This window comes from Peribacillus asahii, assembly GCF_003570725.1.
GTDB lineage: Bacteria > Bacillota > Bacilli > Bacillales > DSM-1321 > Peribacillus > Peribacillus asahii.
Map to the genome: position 1 here is coordinate 1 of NZ_QWVS01000049.1, position 16,464 is coordinate 16,464.

The 16,464-nt window shown below is 37.4% G+C and carries 18 protein-coding genes and 1 pseudogene; 13 read left to right on the top strand and 6 right to left on the bottom strand.

Annotated elements, in window-relative coordinates; genetic code table 11:
* Nucleotides 1–160: 160 nt before the first annotated feature.
* Nucleotides 161–665, top strand: a pseudogene (locus tag D1953_RS18330) (NAD(P)-dependent oxidoreductase); the annotation flags it as partial.
* A 279-nt stretch (nt 666–944) separates the two neighbouring features.
* On the opposite strand, the gene D1953_RS18335 reads toward D1953_RS18330, so the two are convergent.
* The 3 genes from D1953_RS18335 to D1953_RS18345 all read right to left on the bottom strand — a co-directional run bounded on the left by D1953_RS18335 (nt 945) and on the right by D1953_RS18345 (nt 2,748).
* Nucleotides 945–1,634: an LrgB family protein gene (locus D1953_RS18335; RefSeq protein ID WP_119118598.1), complete on the bottom strand. Its 690-nt coding sequence runs from the start codon at nt 1,632–1,634 to the stop codon at nt 945–947.
* Nucleotides 1,631–1,996, bottom strand: a complete 366-nt coding sequence (locus D1953_RS18340) for a CidA/LrgA family protein (protein WP_119118599.1) — start codon at nt 1,994–1,996, stop codon at nt 1,631–1,633. Before D1953_RS18340 ends, D1953_RS18335 begins: the two co-directional genes overlap by 4 nt.
* A gap of 227 nt (nt 1,997–2,223) precedes the next feature.
* A complete protein-coding gene (locus D1953_RS18345; protein WP_119118600.1) occupies nt 2,224–2,748 on the bottom strand; it encodes a ribonuclease H-like YkuK family protein in 525 nt (174 codons plus the stop codon).
* A 572-nt stretch (nt 2,749–3,320) separates the two neighbouring features.
* On the opposite strand from D1953_RS18345, the gene D1953_RS18350 reads away from it, so the two are divergent.
* The 6 genes from D1953_RS18350 to D1953_RS18375 all read left to right on the top strand — a co-directional run bounded on the left by D1953_RS18350 (nt 3,321) and on the right by D1953_RS18375 (nt 9,226).
* Complete coding sequence (locus D1953_RS18350; RefSeq protein ID WP_119118601.1) at nt 3,321–4,934, top strand: ABC transporter substrate-binding protein; 1,614 nt, start codon at nt 3,321–3,323, stop codon at nt 4,932–4,934.
* Between the two features lie 43 nt (nt 4,935–4,977).
* Nucleotides 4,978–5,937, top strand: coding sequence for an ABC transporter permease (locus tag D1953_RS18355; protein WP_281271576.1), 960 nt, complete (start codon nt 4,978–4,980; stop codon nt 5,935–5,937).
* Nucleotides 5,934–6,770, top strand: a complete 837-nt coding sequence (locus D1953_RS18360) for an ABC transporter permease (RefSeq protein ID WP_119118603.1) — start codon at nt 5,934–5,936, stop codon at nt 6,768–6,770. The genes D1953_RS18355 and D1953_RS18360 overlap by 4 nt, the downstream gene beginning before the upstream one ends.
* A gap of 11 nt (nt 6,771–6,781) precedes the next feature.
* Entirely contained in the window at nt 6,782–7,705 is a 924-nt protein-coding gene (locus D1953_RS18365; protein WP_119118604.1) for an ABC transporter ATP-binding protein, read from the top strand.
* Nucleotides 7,695–8,309 carry an ABC transporter ATP-binding protein gene (locus tag D1953_RS18370; protein WP_119118605.1) on the top strand — a complete coding sequence of 205 codons (615 nt, stop codon included), beginning with the start codon at nt 7,695–7,697 and terminating at the stop codon, nt 8,307–8,309. Before D1953_RS18365 ends, D1953_RS18370 begins: the two co-directional genes overlap by 11 nt.
* Before the next feature lie 155 nt (nt 8,310–8,464).
* Entirely contained in the window at nt 8,465–9,226 is a 762-nt protein-coding gene (locus D1953_RS18375) for a MerR family transcriptional regulator (RefSeq protein ID WP_119118606.1), read from the top strand.
* A gap of 224 nt (nt 9,227–9,450) precedes the next feature.
* On the opposite strand, the gene D1953_RS18380 is transcribed toward D1953_RS18375, so the two are convergent.
* Entirely contained in the window at nt 9,451–10,095 is a 645-nt protein-coding gene (locus tag D1953_RS18380; RefSeq protein ID WP_119118607.1) for an SDR family oxidoreductase, read from the bottom strand.
* A gap of 35 nt (nt 10,096–10,130) precedes the next feature.
* Nucleotides 10,131–10,451: a hypothetical protein gene (locus tag D1953_RS21830; protein ID WP_245980255.1), complete on the bottom strand. Its 321-nt coding sequence runs from the start codon at nt 10,449–10,451 to the stop codon at nt 10,131–10,133.
* Between the two features lie 132 nt (nt 10,452–10,583).
* Between D1953_RS21830 and D1953_RS18390 the strand changes: the two genes are divergently transcribed.
* Entirely contained in the window at nt 10,584–11,327 is a 744-nt protein-coding gene (locus D1953_RS18390) for an SDR family NAD(P)-dependent oxidoreductase (protein WP_119118608.1), read from the top strand.
* 193 nt (nt 11,328–11,520) lie between these two features.
* Here D1953_RS18390 and pdxR read toward each other — a convergent pair whose 3' ends face one another.
* On the bottom strand, nt 11,521–12,921 hold the full coding sequence (pdxR, locus tag D1953_RS18395) for a MocR-like pyridoxine biosynthesis transcription factor PdxR (RefSeq protein ID WP_119118609.1): 1,401 nt from the start codon (nt 12,919–12,921) through the stop codon (nt 11,521–11,523).
* Nucleotides 12,922–13,045: 124 nt separating this feature from the next.
* On the opposite strand from pdxR, the gene pdxS reads away from it, so the two are divergent.
* From pdxS to D1953_RS18420, 5 genes are all read left to right on the top strand, one after another.
* Entirely contained in the window at nt 13,046–13,933 is an 888-nt protein-coding gene (gene pdxS, locus D1953_RS18400; RefSeq protein WP_119118610.1) for a pyridoxal 5'-phosphate synthase lyase subunit PdxS, read from the top strand.
* 1 nt (nt 13,934) lies between these two features.
* Nucleotides 13,935–14,519 carry a pyridoxal 5'-phosphate synthase glutaminase subunit PdxT gene (gene pdxT / locus D1953_RS18405; protein WP_119118611.1) on the top strand — a complete coding sequence of 195 codons (585 nt, stop codon included), beginning with the start codon at nt 13,935–13,937 and terminating at the stop codon, nt 14,517–14,519.
* A 342-nt stretch (nt 14,520–14,861) separates the two neighbouring features.
* Nucleotides 14,862–15,404 carry an NADPH-dependent FMN reductase gene (ssuE, locus tag D1953_RS18410; protein WP_119118612.1) on the top strand — a complete coding sequence of 181 codons (543 nt, stop codon included), beginning with the start codon at nt 14,862–14,864 and terminating at the stop codon, nt 15,402–15,404.
* Between the two features lie 259 nt (nt 15,405–15,663).
* Nucleotides 15,664–15,786 (top strand): YezD family protein, encoded by a 123-nt coding sequence (locus tag D1953_RS18415; protein WP_373995340.1) that lies wholly within the window; start codon nt 15,664–15,666, stop codon nt 15,784–15,786.
* A gap of 200 nt (nt 15,787–15,986) precedes the next feature.
* Nucleotides 15,987–16,464: hypothetical protein (locus tag D1953_RS18420; RefSeq protein WP_220453377.1), on the top strand; the 478-nt coding region annotated here is incomplete at its 3' end.

Below are 16,464 nucleotides of genomic sequence, written 5' to 3' on the forward strand. Positions count from 1 at the left end.
TTGTTTACAACAAGTCACAAGAAACCGATTGTACGCATTAGAAATAATGGTACAAAGAAATTAAATCCTGCGGCTTGACCAAAGGAGCAAAACGTTTATCGGAAATCTACTTATGAGTAATTTATAAGGAAGATTAGGTAAGTTTTGTAGAGCGGCAGTTATTGAAAAAAGTATATTTGACCTAACTTCAGAGGATTTAAGGCCGTTTGATGTAGTTGTTAATGCTTTTGGTGCTCCTCTCAGCGAAGAGCAAGCCCATGTCGACGCTGGTCATGCACTCAGTGAGGCACTTAAAGGAACAAACACAAGAGCGATCATTGTCGGAGGCGCAGGGAGTCTTTTTGTAGATGAAAATAAAACCGTTAGAGTCATTGATACACCTGATTTTCCTGATATGTTTAAACCTACAGCATCAGGTCAGGCGCGAAATCTCAAAGAATTACAGGAAACATCCGGTATCACGTGGACATTCATCAGTCCTTCAGCTATGTTTGATCCTGAAGGGAAGAGAACGGGATCCTATCAAACAGGAAAAGATCATCTTTGATAATTCACAAGGCGACAGCTATATTAGCTATGCGGACTATGCAATTGCCGTACTAGATGAAATAGAAAAACCTCAGCATATGAATGAAAGATTTACAGTAGTCGGTGAAGCTAAATAAAAATCTGGATTTGTATCCAGTGAGGCTGTCCTAAAAGTCATGAAAAATGGCTTTTGAGGGCAGTTTTTTTGAATTTTATACACAAAACGTTCCTGGATTTTCGTTTTCAACCCAGGAGTGAAATCCGAATGACTAATGACATCAGGAATTTAGTCAGCGGATATTTTTATAATGAAGAATTGAATAATAAATTAGATTACATGTTCAGTACATCACAAAAATAAAGTTAGCAAATTTACAAATATCAATAAACTCTGGGTTAGGTCAATGAATCTTCCTTTATAGCAGATATGGAATAAGCGGTACTACAATAGCGAGAAATAATGCCGAGGTTGTCATGGCCACATTTCCCATTGCCCCTTCTTCTTCTCCCCATACGAGTGAACGATTTGCCCCAAGCATTTGCGCTGAAGTTCCCATAGCTAAGCCTTTCGCTGATTTACTTTTAATTCCTAAATACTTGAGTAAATTTGGGCCAATCATGACGGAGATTAAAGCAGAAATGATAACAAAGATGATAGTCGTTGAGGCTAACCCACCAAGATCTGTCGCTATTGTTAAAGCGATAGGAAGTGTAACAGACTTCGGAATTAACGAGGCTAGAAGCTGCTCGTTCAAGTGAAACAAATGGGCCAGCGAAAGTACGGAAATAACTCCAAGTGCCGTCCCGCACATCACACCTGCAAAGATTTTTTTGTAATTTTTCTTTAAGAAAGACCATTGTTTGTAAAGGGGAACAGCTAACGACACGACAGCTAATTGCAGTAGTTGATTAAAGATGAAGTTAACTTGTTGATACGTTTCTTCATGGACGTGGAAGAGAAGTAATAGAGAAATTAGAAGGGTGGATGCGGTATATAAAGGATTTAGCCAATTCTTTTTATATTTATTATAGATTTTTAATGAGACGAAGTAACAGGCAATTGTCATCATGATACAGAAGAGTACTTTTAATAGGATTATGTTCATTTTGCTCTCCTCCTTTTTAATTTTTCATACCATTCTACGGTGAAGGCTGTGCCTAACAGGCAACAAATGCTGCTTACAATTAGAATAATTAAGATATTCCACTGTAAGATATCTAAAAAACTTGATGATAAAAACAGGCCGGCAATGGGAGGAATAAAGAGTAATGTTAAATGTTTTAATTGAAAAGATGAGGCTTTCTCAATCCATTTTATATTGACTAACCTTGTTAAAAGGCCAATAAACAGAAGAATCATTCCAACAATAGCGCCGGGTAAAGGGACGGAAAAAATCGAAACAATCATATGTCCAAGGAAGAGGAAGCCGATAAGGATGATAAACTGGAAAAGCCAATTAAGTTTCATATCCCCTCTCTCCATTCATTTGTAAAATTAATCTTTATTTTAGAGGGGATTGACTCGTTTGTCAGCTTTTTTGTAAGAAAATCTAACAAAAATTAGGTGATTGATACAAGAACTTTGTAAGAAAATCTCACGGAAATAATTTATACGCATAAATATTTGGATAATAAAAATATACGAAAAGTGTGTAGGTGAATAAATGAAGATAAAGGAGCACTTTGACTTTTGTCTCATTTCGTAAATCGATTGGCATAGCTTGACGCAACGAAAGAATTTGGTTTGATTTTAGGTTCAAGTCCCATCGATTCAATTCTTGCGGTCATTTCTTCGACAAATATTTTTGTTTTATTGCGATTGCCTGAACCGATGTCCAAATGGCCTTCCATTGTAAATGTAGCTCCTTTGTATATAAAAGGGAGTACGATATCAATCATCACGTTTTTCTTTTCCTCTGTAAACAGAGAAACGACTTCTTCTGTTAATGAAGTTTCCTGAGAAAGTCGTTCATGTATTCGATCCATTCTTCTTGGAACAGTCACTTTTCGAATGCAGGCCCATGCTCCTTTTCCTTCATTTAGAATTACAATTCCTGTAATGAAAACGGTATGTCTTTCATGCACTTGAGAATCGGTACCAATCATTAAGCGATAATTTCCATTGCGATTTAATGTCATAAATCTAATAATTCGGTCAAATACTTGTTCAAAGGTCATCGCTTTTTCTTGTAAATTTTGAAATAAGAAATCATTGGTCATATAATCACCTACATTCATTCTTTTTATTTAGTTTAAATTTCTATTAATCATACCTACACGCAGTACATTCAAAAAACTCTCTATAGTCATATCTATGCAGCTTTGTCCTATTGTTGTGAAAAAAGTGCATACTGAACATAAAAAAGAATGAAAAATGAAGAGCTGATGCTATTTGTGAGTTTAGAAGAGGCAAGGATACCGGCCCTAAAATGAATCTAGGCTTGGAATGAACTGCCTTAAAGGTCGAAGAGTTGGAGATAAATATATAATCCTCTCATTTCTTCTTTCAATTGGTTTGTGAGGATACCTGTCATTCGCCAGTTATTTATGGTAAGATTTCGACAAGAATAGATTGATTATTAGAATTATTCAGTTTAAATGTAATAGTCTGTTCTAACATAGAATATCAAAGCTATCACGGACTTATCTTCGCTGAAGGAGGATTGGAAGATATTCAGCAGTTTAGCAATAAGCTGACAAATTTTTAAGATAGGGACTATGGAAGGTGTAGAAAGTACATATCGATTTAGAGACATATAACACCAAGAAGGTTGTTAATGGGGGAGTAATAAATGAAAAAGAAGCTTTTTAGACTGCTTACGGTTATGGCGATTGTTTTTTCGCTTGTGTTGGCAGGGTGTGCACCATCAAAATCTAATCAATCTACTGAAAAAGATGTAAAAAGGGAAACGGATGAGCTTGTGCTATCTATTAAAGGAGAGCCTGATACAGGATTTGATCCGACAACCGGTTGGGGGCGTTATGGATCTCCGTTGTTCCAAAGTACTTTATTAAAAAGGGATGATAATCTTAATATCGTTAACGATCTTGCAACAAGTTACGAAGTGACCAAGGATGGTAAGGTTTGGACGGTTGTTTTACGCGAAGATGTTCAATTTTCGGATGGAAAGCTATTAACAGCAGATGATGTTATCTTCACATTTGAAACAGCTTTAAACAATGGATCAGTTGTCGACCTTAATGTATTGGATAAAGTGGAAGCGGTGAATGCCCATACGGTGAAATTTACGCTAAAGGAAGCACAATCAACCTTTATTAACTCTTTAGTTGTAACAGGAATTGTTCCAAAGCATGCCTATGGAAAAGGTTATGCAGAAAATCCGATTGGCTCCGGTCCTTATCAACTCGTTCAATGGGATAAGGGGCAGCAACTTATTGTAAAGGTGAATCCTAAATATTATGACCAAAAGCCTTTTTTTCAGAAAATTACGTTTTTATTTTTAAGTGAAGATGCTACAATTGCTGCTGCCCAAGCAGGAAAAGTTGATGTTGCAGCAATTCCCGCTTCATTTAGTAAGCAACAAGTACCAGGTATGAGGTTAGAAGCATTACAATCTGTAGATAATCGTGGAATTGTATTTCCATACGTAAAATCCGGGGCTGTAACGAAAGATGGTTTACCAATTGGTAACGATGTGACAGCTGATTCGGCGATTCGACATGCGATTAATATAGCTGTTGATAGACAAGCACTGATTGACGGAGTGCTGGAAGGACATGGATCAAAAGCATATACTTCTGTTGATAGCTTACCTTGGTGGAACCCAGAGACTGTTTTTGAAGATGCAGATATGAATGGTGCGAAAACATTATTACACGATTCAGGTTGGAAAGATACAGATGATGACGGGATTTTAGAAAAGGGCTCTTTGAAAGCGGAGTTTAGTTTATATTATCCAGCGGAAGATACAATCAGGCAATCTCTTTCTATAGCTGTTGCAGATATGATAAAACCCCTTGGTATTAATATAAAAGTAGAGGGGGCAAGCTGGGATACGATTGAACAGAAAATGTTTTCAAATGCAGTACTCATGGGATGGGGAAGTCACGACCCTCATGAAATGTATGATGTATATAGCAGCCGCTATACTGGGGTAGATTACTATAATACGGGTTTTTACAAAAATGAAAAAGTAGATGAATACTTTGAGAAGGCTTTAGCCGCTACAGATTCAACCGAAGCAATAGAGTATTGGAAAAAAGCGCAATGGGATGGAACGACGGGTTTAAGTGCAATAGGTGATGCTCCTTGGGCCTGGCTGGTAAACATTGATCATTTGTATCTAGTGAAAAATGGACTTGATATCGGAAAACAAGGAATCCAGCCGCATGGACATGGTTGGCCTATAACAAACAATATTGAAGACTGGAAATGGGCTGAGTAAAGTGAGAAAAAGTAGATATAGAGAGCTAGGAATCTTTCTTTTATTGAAAAGTATAAGAATGGCCACTTTATTAGTTGCCATTTGTTTCATTTCCTTCCTCTTAATAAAGAATTCGCCTATTGATCCGATTCAGGCCTATATCGGTGCAGATATGTTAAATGTTGGATCAGAGCAAAGGGAGAAAATTGCTGAGTACTGGGGATTAAATGAACCAATTATGGTGCAGTTTTTTAATTGGGGCTCTGCGTTACTTGCGGGAGATATGGGAACTTCTATGATCTATCGCCAGCCGGTTTCCGAAGTAATAGGTGAAAGGTTTGTTCATTCTGTTGTACTTATGTTAACGGCATGGATTTTCTCAGGAGTAATTGGGTTTACAATGGGTGTTGTTGCGGCAATGAAAAGAGATACTTGGATAGATCGAAGTATGAAATGGTATTGTTACATGCTTGCATCGACCCCAACATTTTGGATGGGGCTTTTAGTTCTTATTGTATTTGCTGTTTGGCTTGGATGGTTTCCGATTGGATTAGGTGTACCTGCTGGTGTTCTTGCTAAAGATGTTACGACGGTTGATCAATTGAAGCATCTTATTCTTCCAGCTATGACACTTAGTATTGTTGGAGTTGGAAATGTGGCCCTGCATACTCGGCAAAAATTAATAGATGTTTTAGGTAGTGAATATATACTCTTTGCAAGAGCGAGAGGTGAATGGGGCTTTATTTTGTTTTGGCGGCATGGCTTACGCAATATTGTGATACCAGCACTTACGTTACAATTTGCAGCATTTAGTGAATTGTTTGGTGGAGCTGTTCTTACTGAGCAAGTGTTTTCCTATCCTGGACTTGGACAGGCTACAGTGGAAGCTGGTTTGCGAGGGGATGTTCCATTATTACTAGGTTTAGTGCTATTTAGTACAATGTTTGTTTTTGGAGGAAATTTAATCGCAGATTTAATTTACCGTTTGTTAGATCCTCGAATGAGGGAGGGGAGGTCGAGATGATGCCAACCCTTACATTACTGAATAAAAAGCAAAGAGCTTTAATCGTTACTATATTAGCTATTGTTTTTTTAATGATTGTTATAGTAATAGGTGTTGTTCTGGATAAAGAGAGCATTTCAACCAATCTTAAACACCGAAATGCTTCTCCAACTTTTGAACATCCGTTTGGTACAGATTGGTTAGGTCGAGATATGTTTTCACGTACATTTATGGGGATTTCATTAAGTATTGGGGTTGGCTTAATTGGTGCGTTTGGGAGTACATTAATAGCCACTATACTTGGAGTGATTTCTGCAACTATGGGAAAAACGGCTGACCGTATTGTTTCATGGCTAATCGACCTTTTCCTAAGTGTACCGCACTTAGTTACTCTTATTCTTATTGCTTTTACTTTTGGGGGAGGATTTAAAGGGATTGTCATAGGAATTGCACTCACGCATTGGCCAAGCCTTGCCCGAATTATCCGGGCTGAAGTCATGCAGATTCGTTCAGCGGAGTTTGTTCAAATTTCTAGAAAAATGGGGAAATCTAGTTGGTGGATTGCAACTAAACACATCTTCCCGCACATTCTTCCACAAATTTTAGTCGGGTTTATGCTGCTGTTTCCTCATGCGATCTTACATGAGGCTGCCGTAACCTTTTTAGGGCTTGGATTATCGCCGCATGAACCAGCAATCGGAATCATCCTTTCAGAATCAATGAAATATTTGTCTGCTGGTATGTGGTGGCTTGCCTTTTTCCCAGGCCTTTGTTTGTTGTTCATTGTACGCACTTTCGATATGCTTGGTGAAAACATACGAATTCTAATGGATATCAATATAGATCATAAATAAAGGAGGTACATATGCCTATCCTTGAAGTAGAGAATTTATCCGTTTCATTTAAGAAATATACAAGGGGGTTCAAGCAGACAAAAAGTACAGTAATTACAAGTTTGGATGTAACAGTAGAGGCAGGTGAAATTCTGGCGGTAGTTGGGGCAAGTGGATCGGGTAAGAGTTTGCTTGCACATGCTATTTTAGGAATTCTCCCTAGTAATGCGATAACGAGTGGTGTTATTAAATATGGAGGAGAAGAACTAACGCCTGCTCGTCAAAGTGTGCTGAGTGGTAAGGAACTTGCGTTAATCCCTCAATCGGTTAATTATCTTGATCCGCTTATGCGAGTTGGTTCACAGGTTCGAACATCCGTTAAAAAGGAGAATGCAATAGCGGCACAAAGGGAAGTTTTTCAGCGCTATCACTTAAATGCTGGTGTCGAGAAGATGTATCCTTTTCAATTATCAGGAGGTATGGCGAGACGGACGTTATTAGCGACTGCGATGGTTAGCGGGGCTCGGGTTATTATCGCGGATGAGCCTACACCGGGACTTGATTCCGTTGTTATTGTGGAAGCACTTAATCATTTAAAGGAATCTGCTGTCAATGGATGTGCAGTCATGCTTATTACGCATGACATTGAATCCGCCCTTCAAGTTGCAGATAGGATTGCTGTATTTTATGCAGGAACAACCGTTGAAATTTCACCGGTTGAACATTTTAACGGAAATGGTGAACAATTAAGACACCCTTACAGCAAAGCGCTATGGCGTGCACTGCCTCAAAATGATTTTATTCCTATCAAAGGTTCGCAACCGCGCCCCAGTCAATTGCCTTCCGGATGTTTATTTGCTCCACGTTGTGAAATGGCTACACCTGATTGTGAACAAGAACGACCAGCGATGAGAAATCTACGTAATGGAATGGTGAGATGTATTCATGCAACTTAGAACACAAAATATTGCTTTTCGTTATGGAAAAGAGCCGTGGTTATTTAAAAATGTTAATTTTACAGTAGATCCGGGAGAGATTGTTGGGTTAGTTGGACCTAGTGGATATGGAAAAACGACATTTTGCCGGATATTAGCAGGATATGAAGTACCAAATAAAGGAAGTGTGACATTAAATGGCCGCCCTATTAAAAGTAAAAGGAAAGGGTATCATCCTGTTCAATTAGTGTTCCAGCATCCTGAAAAAGCGATTAATCCTCGTTGGAAAATGGGCAAAGTGTTAAATGAAGGATGGCAGCCTGATCAACAATTACTAGATGCTTTAGGAATTGAGGAGGAATGGTTGACGAGGTTTCCAAATGAACTTTCTGGAGGAGAGTTACAAAGGTTTTGTGTAGCTCGTGCACTTGGTCCTGATACTCGTTATTTAATTGCAGATGAAATGACCACGATGCTTGATGCCATTACCCAGGCTCAAATTTGGAAGGCCGTACTAAAAATTGCTGAACAAAGAGAGATGGGAATCATTGTTGTCAGTCATGAGGTGAATTTGATTCAACAACTGTGTCATCGAGTTATTGAGATAGATCATTTGAATACATAAAAGTAATGTTCAACCAAGGATGCACTTCTCTACATAGAGAGTGTATCCTTTTGCATTATAAGGACCATATCTAGTCAATGAAAAAATTATCGATGTTCCTATTGACCTTTACGCAACGTAAAGGTTTATGATGAGGATTATCAGGAGGGGAAATCATGGAATATACAGTAAACAAATTGGCACAGTTATCAGGTGTGAGCAGCCGAACACTTCGCTACTATGATCAGATTGGACTGCTTAAGCCGGCAAGAATCAATTCGTCCGGTTATCGTATTTATGGTCAAAAAGAGGTCGACTTGCTTCAGCAAATTTTATTCTATCGTGAGTTGGAAGTCAGTTTAGAAGAAATTATAAAAATAATAAATCAGCCAACTTTTAATCAAACGGCTGCTTTGAAAAATCATTACAATAATCTAAAGAAAAAACGAGCCCGTCTTGATAAAATCATTGCTACTGTCGAGAGGACAATTGCCAGCAAAGAGGGAGGAATATCTATGGAAGACCAACAAAAATTTGAAGGTTTCAAAGAAAAAATGATTGAGGAAAACGAACAGAAATACGGAAAAGAGATTCGCGAAAAGTATGGGGATGAGACAGTAGATGTCAGCAATGCAAAGCTAAGAGGCATGTCTCAAGAAGACTACCAAGCTATGGCTGCCTTAGGGGAAGAAATATTGTTATTGCTTGAGAAAGCATATGAAACAGGAGATCCTGCATCAGACGTGGCGCAGGAACTTGCGGCAAAGCATAAAGAATGGTTGATGTATTCATGGCCTAATTACTCCAAAGAAGCGCATGCTGGGCTGGCAGAAATGTATGTCGCAGATGAGCCCTTTACAGCTTACTATGATAAGAATGTCAAGGGCGGAACGGAATTTTTACGAGATGCGATTTTGATTTATCTGGGTATGAAGTAGTTTTCAAATAAGTAAGTGTGTGGAGTATTTACTTGAGATATAACTATGGGGAAGCTAAAAATATAAAGTCTTATGACTAAGCTTAATAGGGGAAGACAATGTTGTTTAGACCTAGAAAAATTTTAAAAAATAACTAAAAAAGTCGATTCCTATACGTTCAAGGAATCGGCTTTTTGGTTGAAAGTCACTTAGTGTACAAAATCTCTGAAATATTGACGGTACCTCTATAAGGCTTTTAAAACCATTGTGATGGGAGTATTGCCAGAGATGAGGTCAAAGGAACGGTTAAAAGTATTTTCCTCATCTAATGAGACAAAGATTGTTTGAGCCACATCCTCACGTGGAATCGAGCCCCTTTGTAAATTTTCTTTGGCCGATATTAGGCCTATGCCTGGTTCATTTAAAAGACCTCCAGGGCGAATGATTGTATAGGTGAGATTACTTTGTATTAACATTCTATCAGCATAATGCTTAGCGACATAATATGGTTTTATTGTTTCATTCCAGTTTTCACGATTATGTGCCTGTAGTGCACTAACCATAATAAATCGCTTGATGCCTGCTTTTTCAGCAGCTTCCATCATTTTCACGGCGCCGTCAAGATCAATTAATAGAGTTTGATCAAACCCAGTATGTCCTCCAGAACCTGATGAAAAAACGATAGCGTCACAGCCATTGACTGCTTCAGCAAGTTCATTAACCGTGCCTTTTAAGTCGGCTACTACAGTCTCTACTCCTCTTTTTTTCAATACTTCTGCTTGTTCTTCTTTTCTAACCATGGCTTTGATGGTATGTAATTTGCTTTCGTGAATCAGGTTGACTAATATTCTTCCAATTTGTCCATTAGCTCCAACAACAAATACTTTCATAAAATCATTCTCCTTTCTCATCATTTCATTATCATCTAAATCCTCTTCTTTATTTTTCTTACATTTAATTCTAATACTTCATGTTCCTTTATTTCAAATAATTGACTAAATTTGTTGATGACCATATCCAAGGCTTTTAATTCACCGATTAGAATTTGATTAATAGATTGAAATTCAGGTTTATTTAACTGCCGCTTACTAGTTGAACGATTAATATTCATTATTTCTAAAAATATAATGGCTCTTCCTTGACGGAACGTTTTTGCACCGCGGTGGTAAGGATGTTCTTTTCGTTTATAACTATCATCATAGTAGCGCTTGTCTTTATTATGTCTCTTAAATTCTTCTTTTTTCATAAACAAGCTCCTTTTTAAGTATACAATTGTATACATTAAGTCCAGTGGAAGAAAATTTGAAAATCTTCACAAGTATTTAATTTGTATATAATCGATTCAAATATTATCCTTAATTTGAAAGGGGAGGCTATTATGGGAAAATTAGAAGGTAAAGTAGCAATCATTACTGGTGGAGCTTCTGGTATTGGATTAGCGACAGTGGAAGCATTTGTGGAGAAGGGTGTAAAAGTTGTATTAGCTGATTTTAATGAAGAAGCAGGAAAAGCAGCTGAAATGAAGCTAAAAGATAAAGGGGCAGATGTTTTATTTGTAAAAGTAAACGTTGCGGATGAGAAATCAGTAGAAGATCTTGTAGCTCAAACGGTTAATCAATATGGTAAATTAGATATTTTAATCAATAATGCTGGAGTAGGAGCCCTTGCTGCCACTCATGAGCTTACTTTTGAAGAATACAACAGAGTTATTTCCATTAATCAAAATGGTGTATTTTTCGGTGCGAAATATGCTATTCGTGAGATGCTAAAAACTGGGGGAGGTTCTATCGTAAATACGGCTTCTATTTTAGGTACAGTAGGACGAGCTGGAGCATTTGCGTATAATGCATCAAAAGGTGCGGTAAATATTTTGACAAAATCACTTGCTTTGGAGTATGCGAAACAAAATATTAGAGTAAACGCTGTTTGTCCGGGTTATGTGGAGTCTGGGATGGTTAATAAAGAAGCTCTTGGTGATTTTTATGATGGACTTGTGGCACAACATCCAGTTGGTAGACTTGGTCGACCAGAAGAAATTGCACATGCTATTATCTTTTTAAGTGAAAATGATTTCATGACTGGAAGCACGTTGCTTATTGATGGAGGATATACGGCACAGTAAAAATCTTATGTTAACAAAACGCATACTTGTAAATGTAAAAAAATCTAGTTTTCGTATGTTAAGGAATTGAACTTCCTCCCAATTGTTAGACATCGTCTAACAATTGGGAGGTGCTCTTGATTTAAGGTAGTTATATAACAATGCTAAGCTAATGTCTTTAATTATCTTCTCTTAAACTAGTTACGAAGAATTTTTATTTAATCCCCCATGCCTTCAATAAAAGTTGTACGGCATTTTCTAATTCACCTTCATGAATGCCGGCAAATCCAAGAATAATTTTTGGTGCATTTTTATCGATTTTCTCAATCGAATAGGCAGACAGTGGATATACTTTTAAACGTGCTTCCGCTGCTTTTCGTACGAGCATATCTTCGTCCATTCCATTATGAACATCCAGCACAATATGAAGTCCCGATTGTTCGCCAATAATACTAAATTGTTCGTCATAGGGCTTTAGTAAGTGAATTACTTTTTCTAATTTACGTCGATACACTTTGCGCATTCGATTTAAATGCTTTTCAAAATCTCCTTGTCTCATAAATTGTGTAAGTACATGCTGGTCAATTCGCGAAACCGTTGAGTGGTAAAAGGTCAGCTGTGCTTGATAACGTTGTAATAATGATTTTGGTAGAACCATATAACTAACTCGAAGCGATGGCATAAGTGATTTTGAAAATGATCCTAAATAAATGACTTTATCGTTTGTATCATTGCTTTGTAACGAAGGAATTGTTTTTCCACTATAACGAAATTCACTATCGTAATCATCTTCAATAATATAGCGTCTTTCAGAAGCATTTGCCCAGTTTAGTAGTTGCATTCTTCGATTAACAGATAATACGGTACCATAAGGAAAGTGATGGGAAGGCGTCACATACACAATATCAATTTTCGATGGCTTGATTGCTTCGACTTTGACCCCTTCATGATCGACTTCAAGCGGATACACTTCATTTGGATACGATTGGAGCATTCGTAAAATAAGATGATATCCTGGGTCTTCTACACCATAGACTGTTTCGCTTCCAAATAGTAAGAAAAGCTGCTGTAACAAAATCTCAACCCCAGCACCGACAATGATTTGTTCAGAATTACAACGAACGCCTCGTGCTTCATATAAATAATGAGCAATCTCTCGGCGGAGAGCGAGTTCTCCTTGTGCTTCCCCCAGTAATAGAAGATGATGCTGTGATTCATCAATTGTGTTTTTCGTATATTTTCTCCACTGTGAAAAAGGGAAATGCTCGGTATCGACATGGCTCGGATGAAAATTGTATAACGTTTCAGGAGGAGCTTCATCGTTAGCTGCTTCTTCAGGTTGGGACGAAGAGACATATTCTAAATCCTCAAATGCTTGCACGTAATATCCTTTTCTCGGAATAACTTCTACGTAGCCTTCTGCTCGAAGCTGATCATATGCGGATTCAACTGTATTTTGACTAATTTGTAATACATCGATTAATTGCCGCTTAGACGGAAGCTTTGTTCCATAGCTTAAACGGCCTTCAATAATCTCGTTTTTAATATATAAATATAATTGTTCGTATAAAGGGATTTCACTGTGACGTTGTAAGTTACAAGCTAATGTATTCATGCTGACCTCTTTTCTGACCTCTTTAATTTATCTGGAACTGACACTTTTAATACGATCAGTTTCTTTTATACTAAGAGACAAATCTAAAGATTGCAAATCTTTTTAATAGAGGAGAGGTTATAATATGAGTAAATTAGTAGGAACTGAGACTGTTAAACGAGGAATGGCCCAAATGCAAAAAGGCGGCGTTATTATGGACGTTGTGAATGCAGAGCAAGCAAGAATTGCGGAAGCAGCTGGAGCAGTAGCTGTTATGGCATTAGAACGAGTACCATCTGATATTCGTGCCGCTGGTGGAGTAGCGCGTATGGCGGATCCGCGAATTGTAGAGGAAGTGTTAAATGCTGTTTCGATTCCCGTTATGGCAAAAGCACGTATCGGTCATATTGTTGAGGCACGTGTATTAGAAGCAATGGGCGTAGACTACATCGATGAAAGTGAAGTATTAACACCAGCTGATGAAGAGTTCCACATTTTAAAAAGCGAGTATACAGTACCATTTGTTTGTGGTTGCCGTGACTTAGGGGAAGCAGCACGCCGTATTGGAGAAGGAGCTTCTATGTTACGAACAAAAGGGGAACCAGGGACAGGAAATATCGTAGAAGCAGTTCGTCATATGCGTAAAGTACAAGCGCAAGTGCGTAAAGTTACAGTGATGAGCGATGATGAATTAATGACGGAAGCGAAAAATCTTGGAGCACCTTATGAAGTGTTAAAACAAATTAAAGAAGCAGGTAAATTACCAGTCGTGAACTTTGCAGCTGGCGGTATTGCTACACCAGCTGATGCGGCTCTTATGATGCAATTAGGAGCAGACGGTGTATTCGTTGGATCCGGTATTTTTAAATCAGAAAATCCAGAAAAATTTGCAAGCAGCATCGTGCAAGCGACTACTTATTACACAGACTATGAATTAATTGGGAAATTATCGAAGGAACTTGGCAGTCCAATGAAAGGAATCGATATTTCTAAATTAAATCCACAAGAACGTATGCAAGAGCGTGGTTGGTAAAATGACGACAATTGGCGTATTAGATTTACAAGGAGCAACGATTGAACATATTCAACAATTAGAAGGTTTAGGTGTTGATGCGCTGCTTGTAAAGAAACCGGAGCAGTTACAACAAATTGATGGGCTTATTATTCCAGGAGGAGAAAGTACGGCAATCGGTAAAATGATGAAACGTTATGATTTTATTGAACCGATTCAACAATTTGCCTCTTTAGGAAAGCCGATTTTTGGAACCTGTGCGGGTCTTGTATTACTCGCTAAAGATTTAGGTGGAGCGGAAGACAGCCATTTAAATCTAATGGATATTTCCGTACAACGAAATGGATTTGGTCGTCAGCGTGATAGTTTTGAAATAGATCTTTCAATTAAAGGCATCGATCAGCCCGTTCCTGCTGTCTTTATTCGTGCCCCTTATATAGAAAGCGTTGGAAATAATGTCGATGTATTAGCAACGCATGATGATAAAATTGTTGCTGCTAAGCAAAACAATCTTCTTGTTAGCTCGTTTCATCCAGAATTAACGGACGATCGTCATTTTCTACAGTTGTTTATTAATATGGTAGAAAGTAAGCTTCAATCTCAATAAGAATTAAAGGCCGTGATGGAAATGTCACGGCCTTTAATCCGTATTTTCAACTAGGTTAAGTATGATTTTTCTCGGTGAAAACCTTGACAATTATTTATTAGAATATTAAGCTAATTTAAACAATATACTTCTTATCAAGAGAAGCAGAGGGACTGGCCTATAGATTTGAGCAACCTTTGTTAAGAGACAGAATGGTGTTCAGCAAGCAATGCTTTGAAAGGGAAGTATGAGAGGTACATATCAGCCTTTTTCTTTCAGAAAGAGGAACTTTTGTGTCTAAGTGAGCCGCTTTTTGTTAATAATCTCTTGAGAAGATAGCTATGATTAGGAGGAAATAAATCGATGAGTCAAATTGTTATTATATCAGGAAGTCCAGCAGTACCTTCAAGAACAGACATCACATTAAAATATTTCGAATCATTAGTGAATGAAGCTGGGTTTTCAACTGTCACGTATTCTGTTACAGATTTCGCAGCTGACGATCTTGTAAAAGGTCGATATGATAGTGCAGATATTGTTAAATTTGCAGATGTGGTTAAACAAGCAGAGGCTGTAATTATTGGATCTCCTGTTTATAAAGCTTCTTATACAGGTGTGTTAAAGTCTTTACTTGATTTATTGCCTGAAAGTGTTTTGAAAAACAAACCTGTTTTGCCAATGATGGTTGGTGGGAGTACACGTCATTTATTAGCGATTGATTATTCGTTGAAACCATTAATTGGAATTTTGAAAGGACAGCCGCTCCAAGGTTTATATTTTGTTGATAGTGAAATTGATAAAAATGATGCAGCCGCACCAATTAAAGATGAAGAATTGTTAGAACGTATTCAAAGCCAAATTGCCGAATTAGTTGAAGCCATTGAAAAAGGAAAATCGGCAAACTAATCCTATAGAGAGCATATACATTTAGTACGTCTTGAAAAGCAAGATTTACTAAATGATGCATAAAGAAAAGTAAAATTATCGGTATAATATGTTTTTAAGTGAAAACGGTTATTTTTTTTAGTATTATTCTTAGTAAAGGCATAGGACAAATAGGTTGTGTTTGTTATTTGATGGTAGTTGATATCCTAAATTACAGAGGAATTTTGTATGGAATAAAGAAGAAGGGGGGCTTCTTAGCTTGGAAAAAGATAAACAATCTATCGACATCTTTCAACGCCTTCAAGAAATGTTAGCTTCTATGAAGTATGGATCAATTACGTTAGTGATTCAAGATGGAAAAGTGATTCAAGTGGAGCGCAACGAGAAAGTAAGAATTAAATGATAAAAGTTCAATGCAGCACTGTTCAACATTTTGAGCGGTGCTTTTTTATTTTAGATATTTTATTGAAGCAAATGGTGCTGTATAACAAAGCCCTAAGAAAAAAGCGAATAACTTATTAGGAAATTGTGGGTATACCCAATCCAAAAAGACAAGTCACTAATATACTAACCTTGAATCTAAGTTGAGGGGAGTTTAATTATATGGCGAACGCTACCAATTCATTGTTTAGCAACATTCTTCAAAGTATAAATTCACAAGTAGGGGGGAATCTAAATACATTACAAAACACAGTAGATAATGTACAAAATCAAACGCAAAACGCAGTAGATAATGCACAAAATCAAGTACAAAATGCAGTAAATAATGTGCAAAATCAAGTGCAAAATGCAGTAAATAATGTACAAAATACTAATTTACTTGATTTGACGACGATTTCATCAGCTCTTAACTCTGTTCTTGCGCAACAACTGAACAATGGAGGTGAAAATGGAGACGATAACCAAAATCAAAATTTACAAGGTCAATTAGGAAACCTGGGGAACTTAGGTAATTCTACTTTACTCAGTCTGATGACAATTTCATCATCGCTTGAAACTATTATTACTCGATTATTAGAGAATAGAGGAAACCAGAACAATAACCAAAACCAAAATCAAAACCAAGAAAACAACCAAAATC

Excerpts from the sequence above, each read along its gene's own strand:
- D1953_RS18345 (WP_119118600.1), bottom strand. The coding sequence starts at position 2,748 with ATGACCAATGATTTCTTATTTCAAAATTTACAAGAAAAAGCGATGACC.
- pdxS (WP_119118610.1), top strand. The coding sequence starts at position 13,046 with ATGAGTAAATTAGTAGGAACTGAGACTGTTAAACGAGGAATGGCCCAA.
- D1953_RS18335 (WP_119118598.1), bottom strand. The coding sequence starts at position 1,634 with ATGAACATAATCCTATTAAAAGTACTCTTCTGTATCATGATGACAATT.
- D1953_RS18350 (WP_119118601.1), top strand. The coding sequence starts at position 3,321 with ATGAAAAAGAAGCTTTTTAGACTGCTTACGGTTATGGCGATTGTTTTT.
- D1953_RS21830 (WP_245980255.1), bottom strand. The coding sequence starts at position 10,451 with ATGAAAAAAGAAGAATTTAAGAGACATAATAAAGACAAGCGCTACTAT.
- D1953_RS18340 (WP_119118599.1), bottom strand. The coding sequence starts at position 1,996 with ATGAAACTTAATTGGCTTTTCCAGTTTATCATCCTTATCGGCTTCCTC.
- ssuE (WP_119118612.1), top strand. The coding sequence starts at position 14,862 with ATGAGTCAAATTGTTATTATATCAGGAAGTCCAGCAGTACCTTCAAGA.
- D1953_RS18370 (WP_119118605.1), top strand. The coding sequence starts at position 7,695 with ATGCAACTTAGAACACAAAATATTGCTTTTCGTTATGGAAAAGAGCCG.
- D1953_RS18375 (WP_119118606.1), top strand. The coding sequence starts at position 8,465 with ATGGAATATACAGTAAACAAATTGGCACAGTTATCAGGTGTGAGCAGC.
- pdxT (WP_119118611.1), top strand. The coding sequence starts at position 13,935 with ATGACGACAATTGGCGTATTAGATTTACAAGGAGCAACGATTGAACAT.
- D1953_RS18365 (WP_119118604.1), top strand. The coding sequence starts at position 6,782 with ATGCCTATCCTTGAAGTAGAGAATTTATCCGTTTCATTTAAGAAATAT.
- D1953_RS18390 (WP_119118608.1), top strand. The coding sequence starts at position 10,584 with ATGGGAAAATTAGAAGGTAAAGTAGCAATCATTACTGGTGGAGCTTCT.
- pdxR (WP_119118609.1), bottom strand. The coding sequence starts at position 12,921 with ATGAATACATTAGCTTGTAACTTACAACGTCACAGTGAAATCCCTTTA.
- D1953_RS18360 (WP_119118603.1), top strand. The coding sequence starts at position 5,934 with ATGATGCCAACCCTTACATTACTGAATAAAAAGCAAAGAGCTTTAATC.
- D1953_RS18380 (WP_119118607.1), bottom strand. The coding sequence starts at position 10,095 with ATGAAAGTATTTGTTGTTGGAGCTAATGGACAAATTGGAAGAATATTA.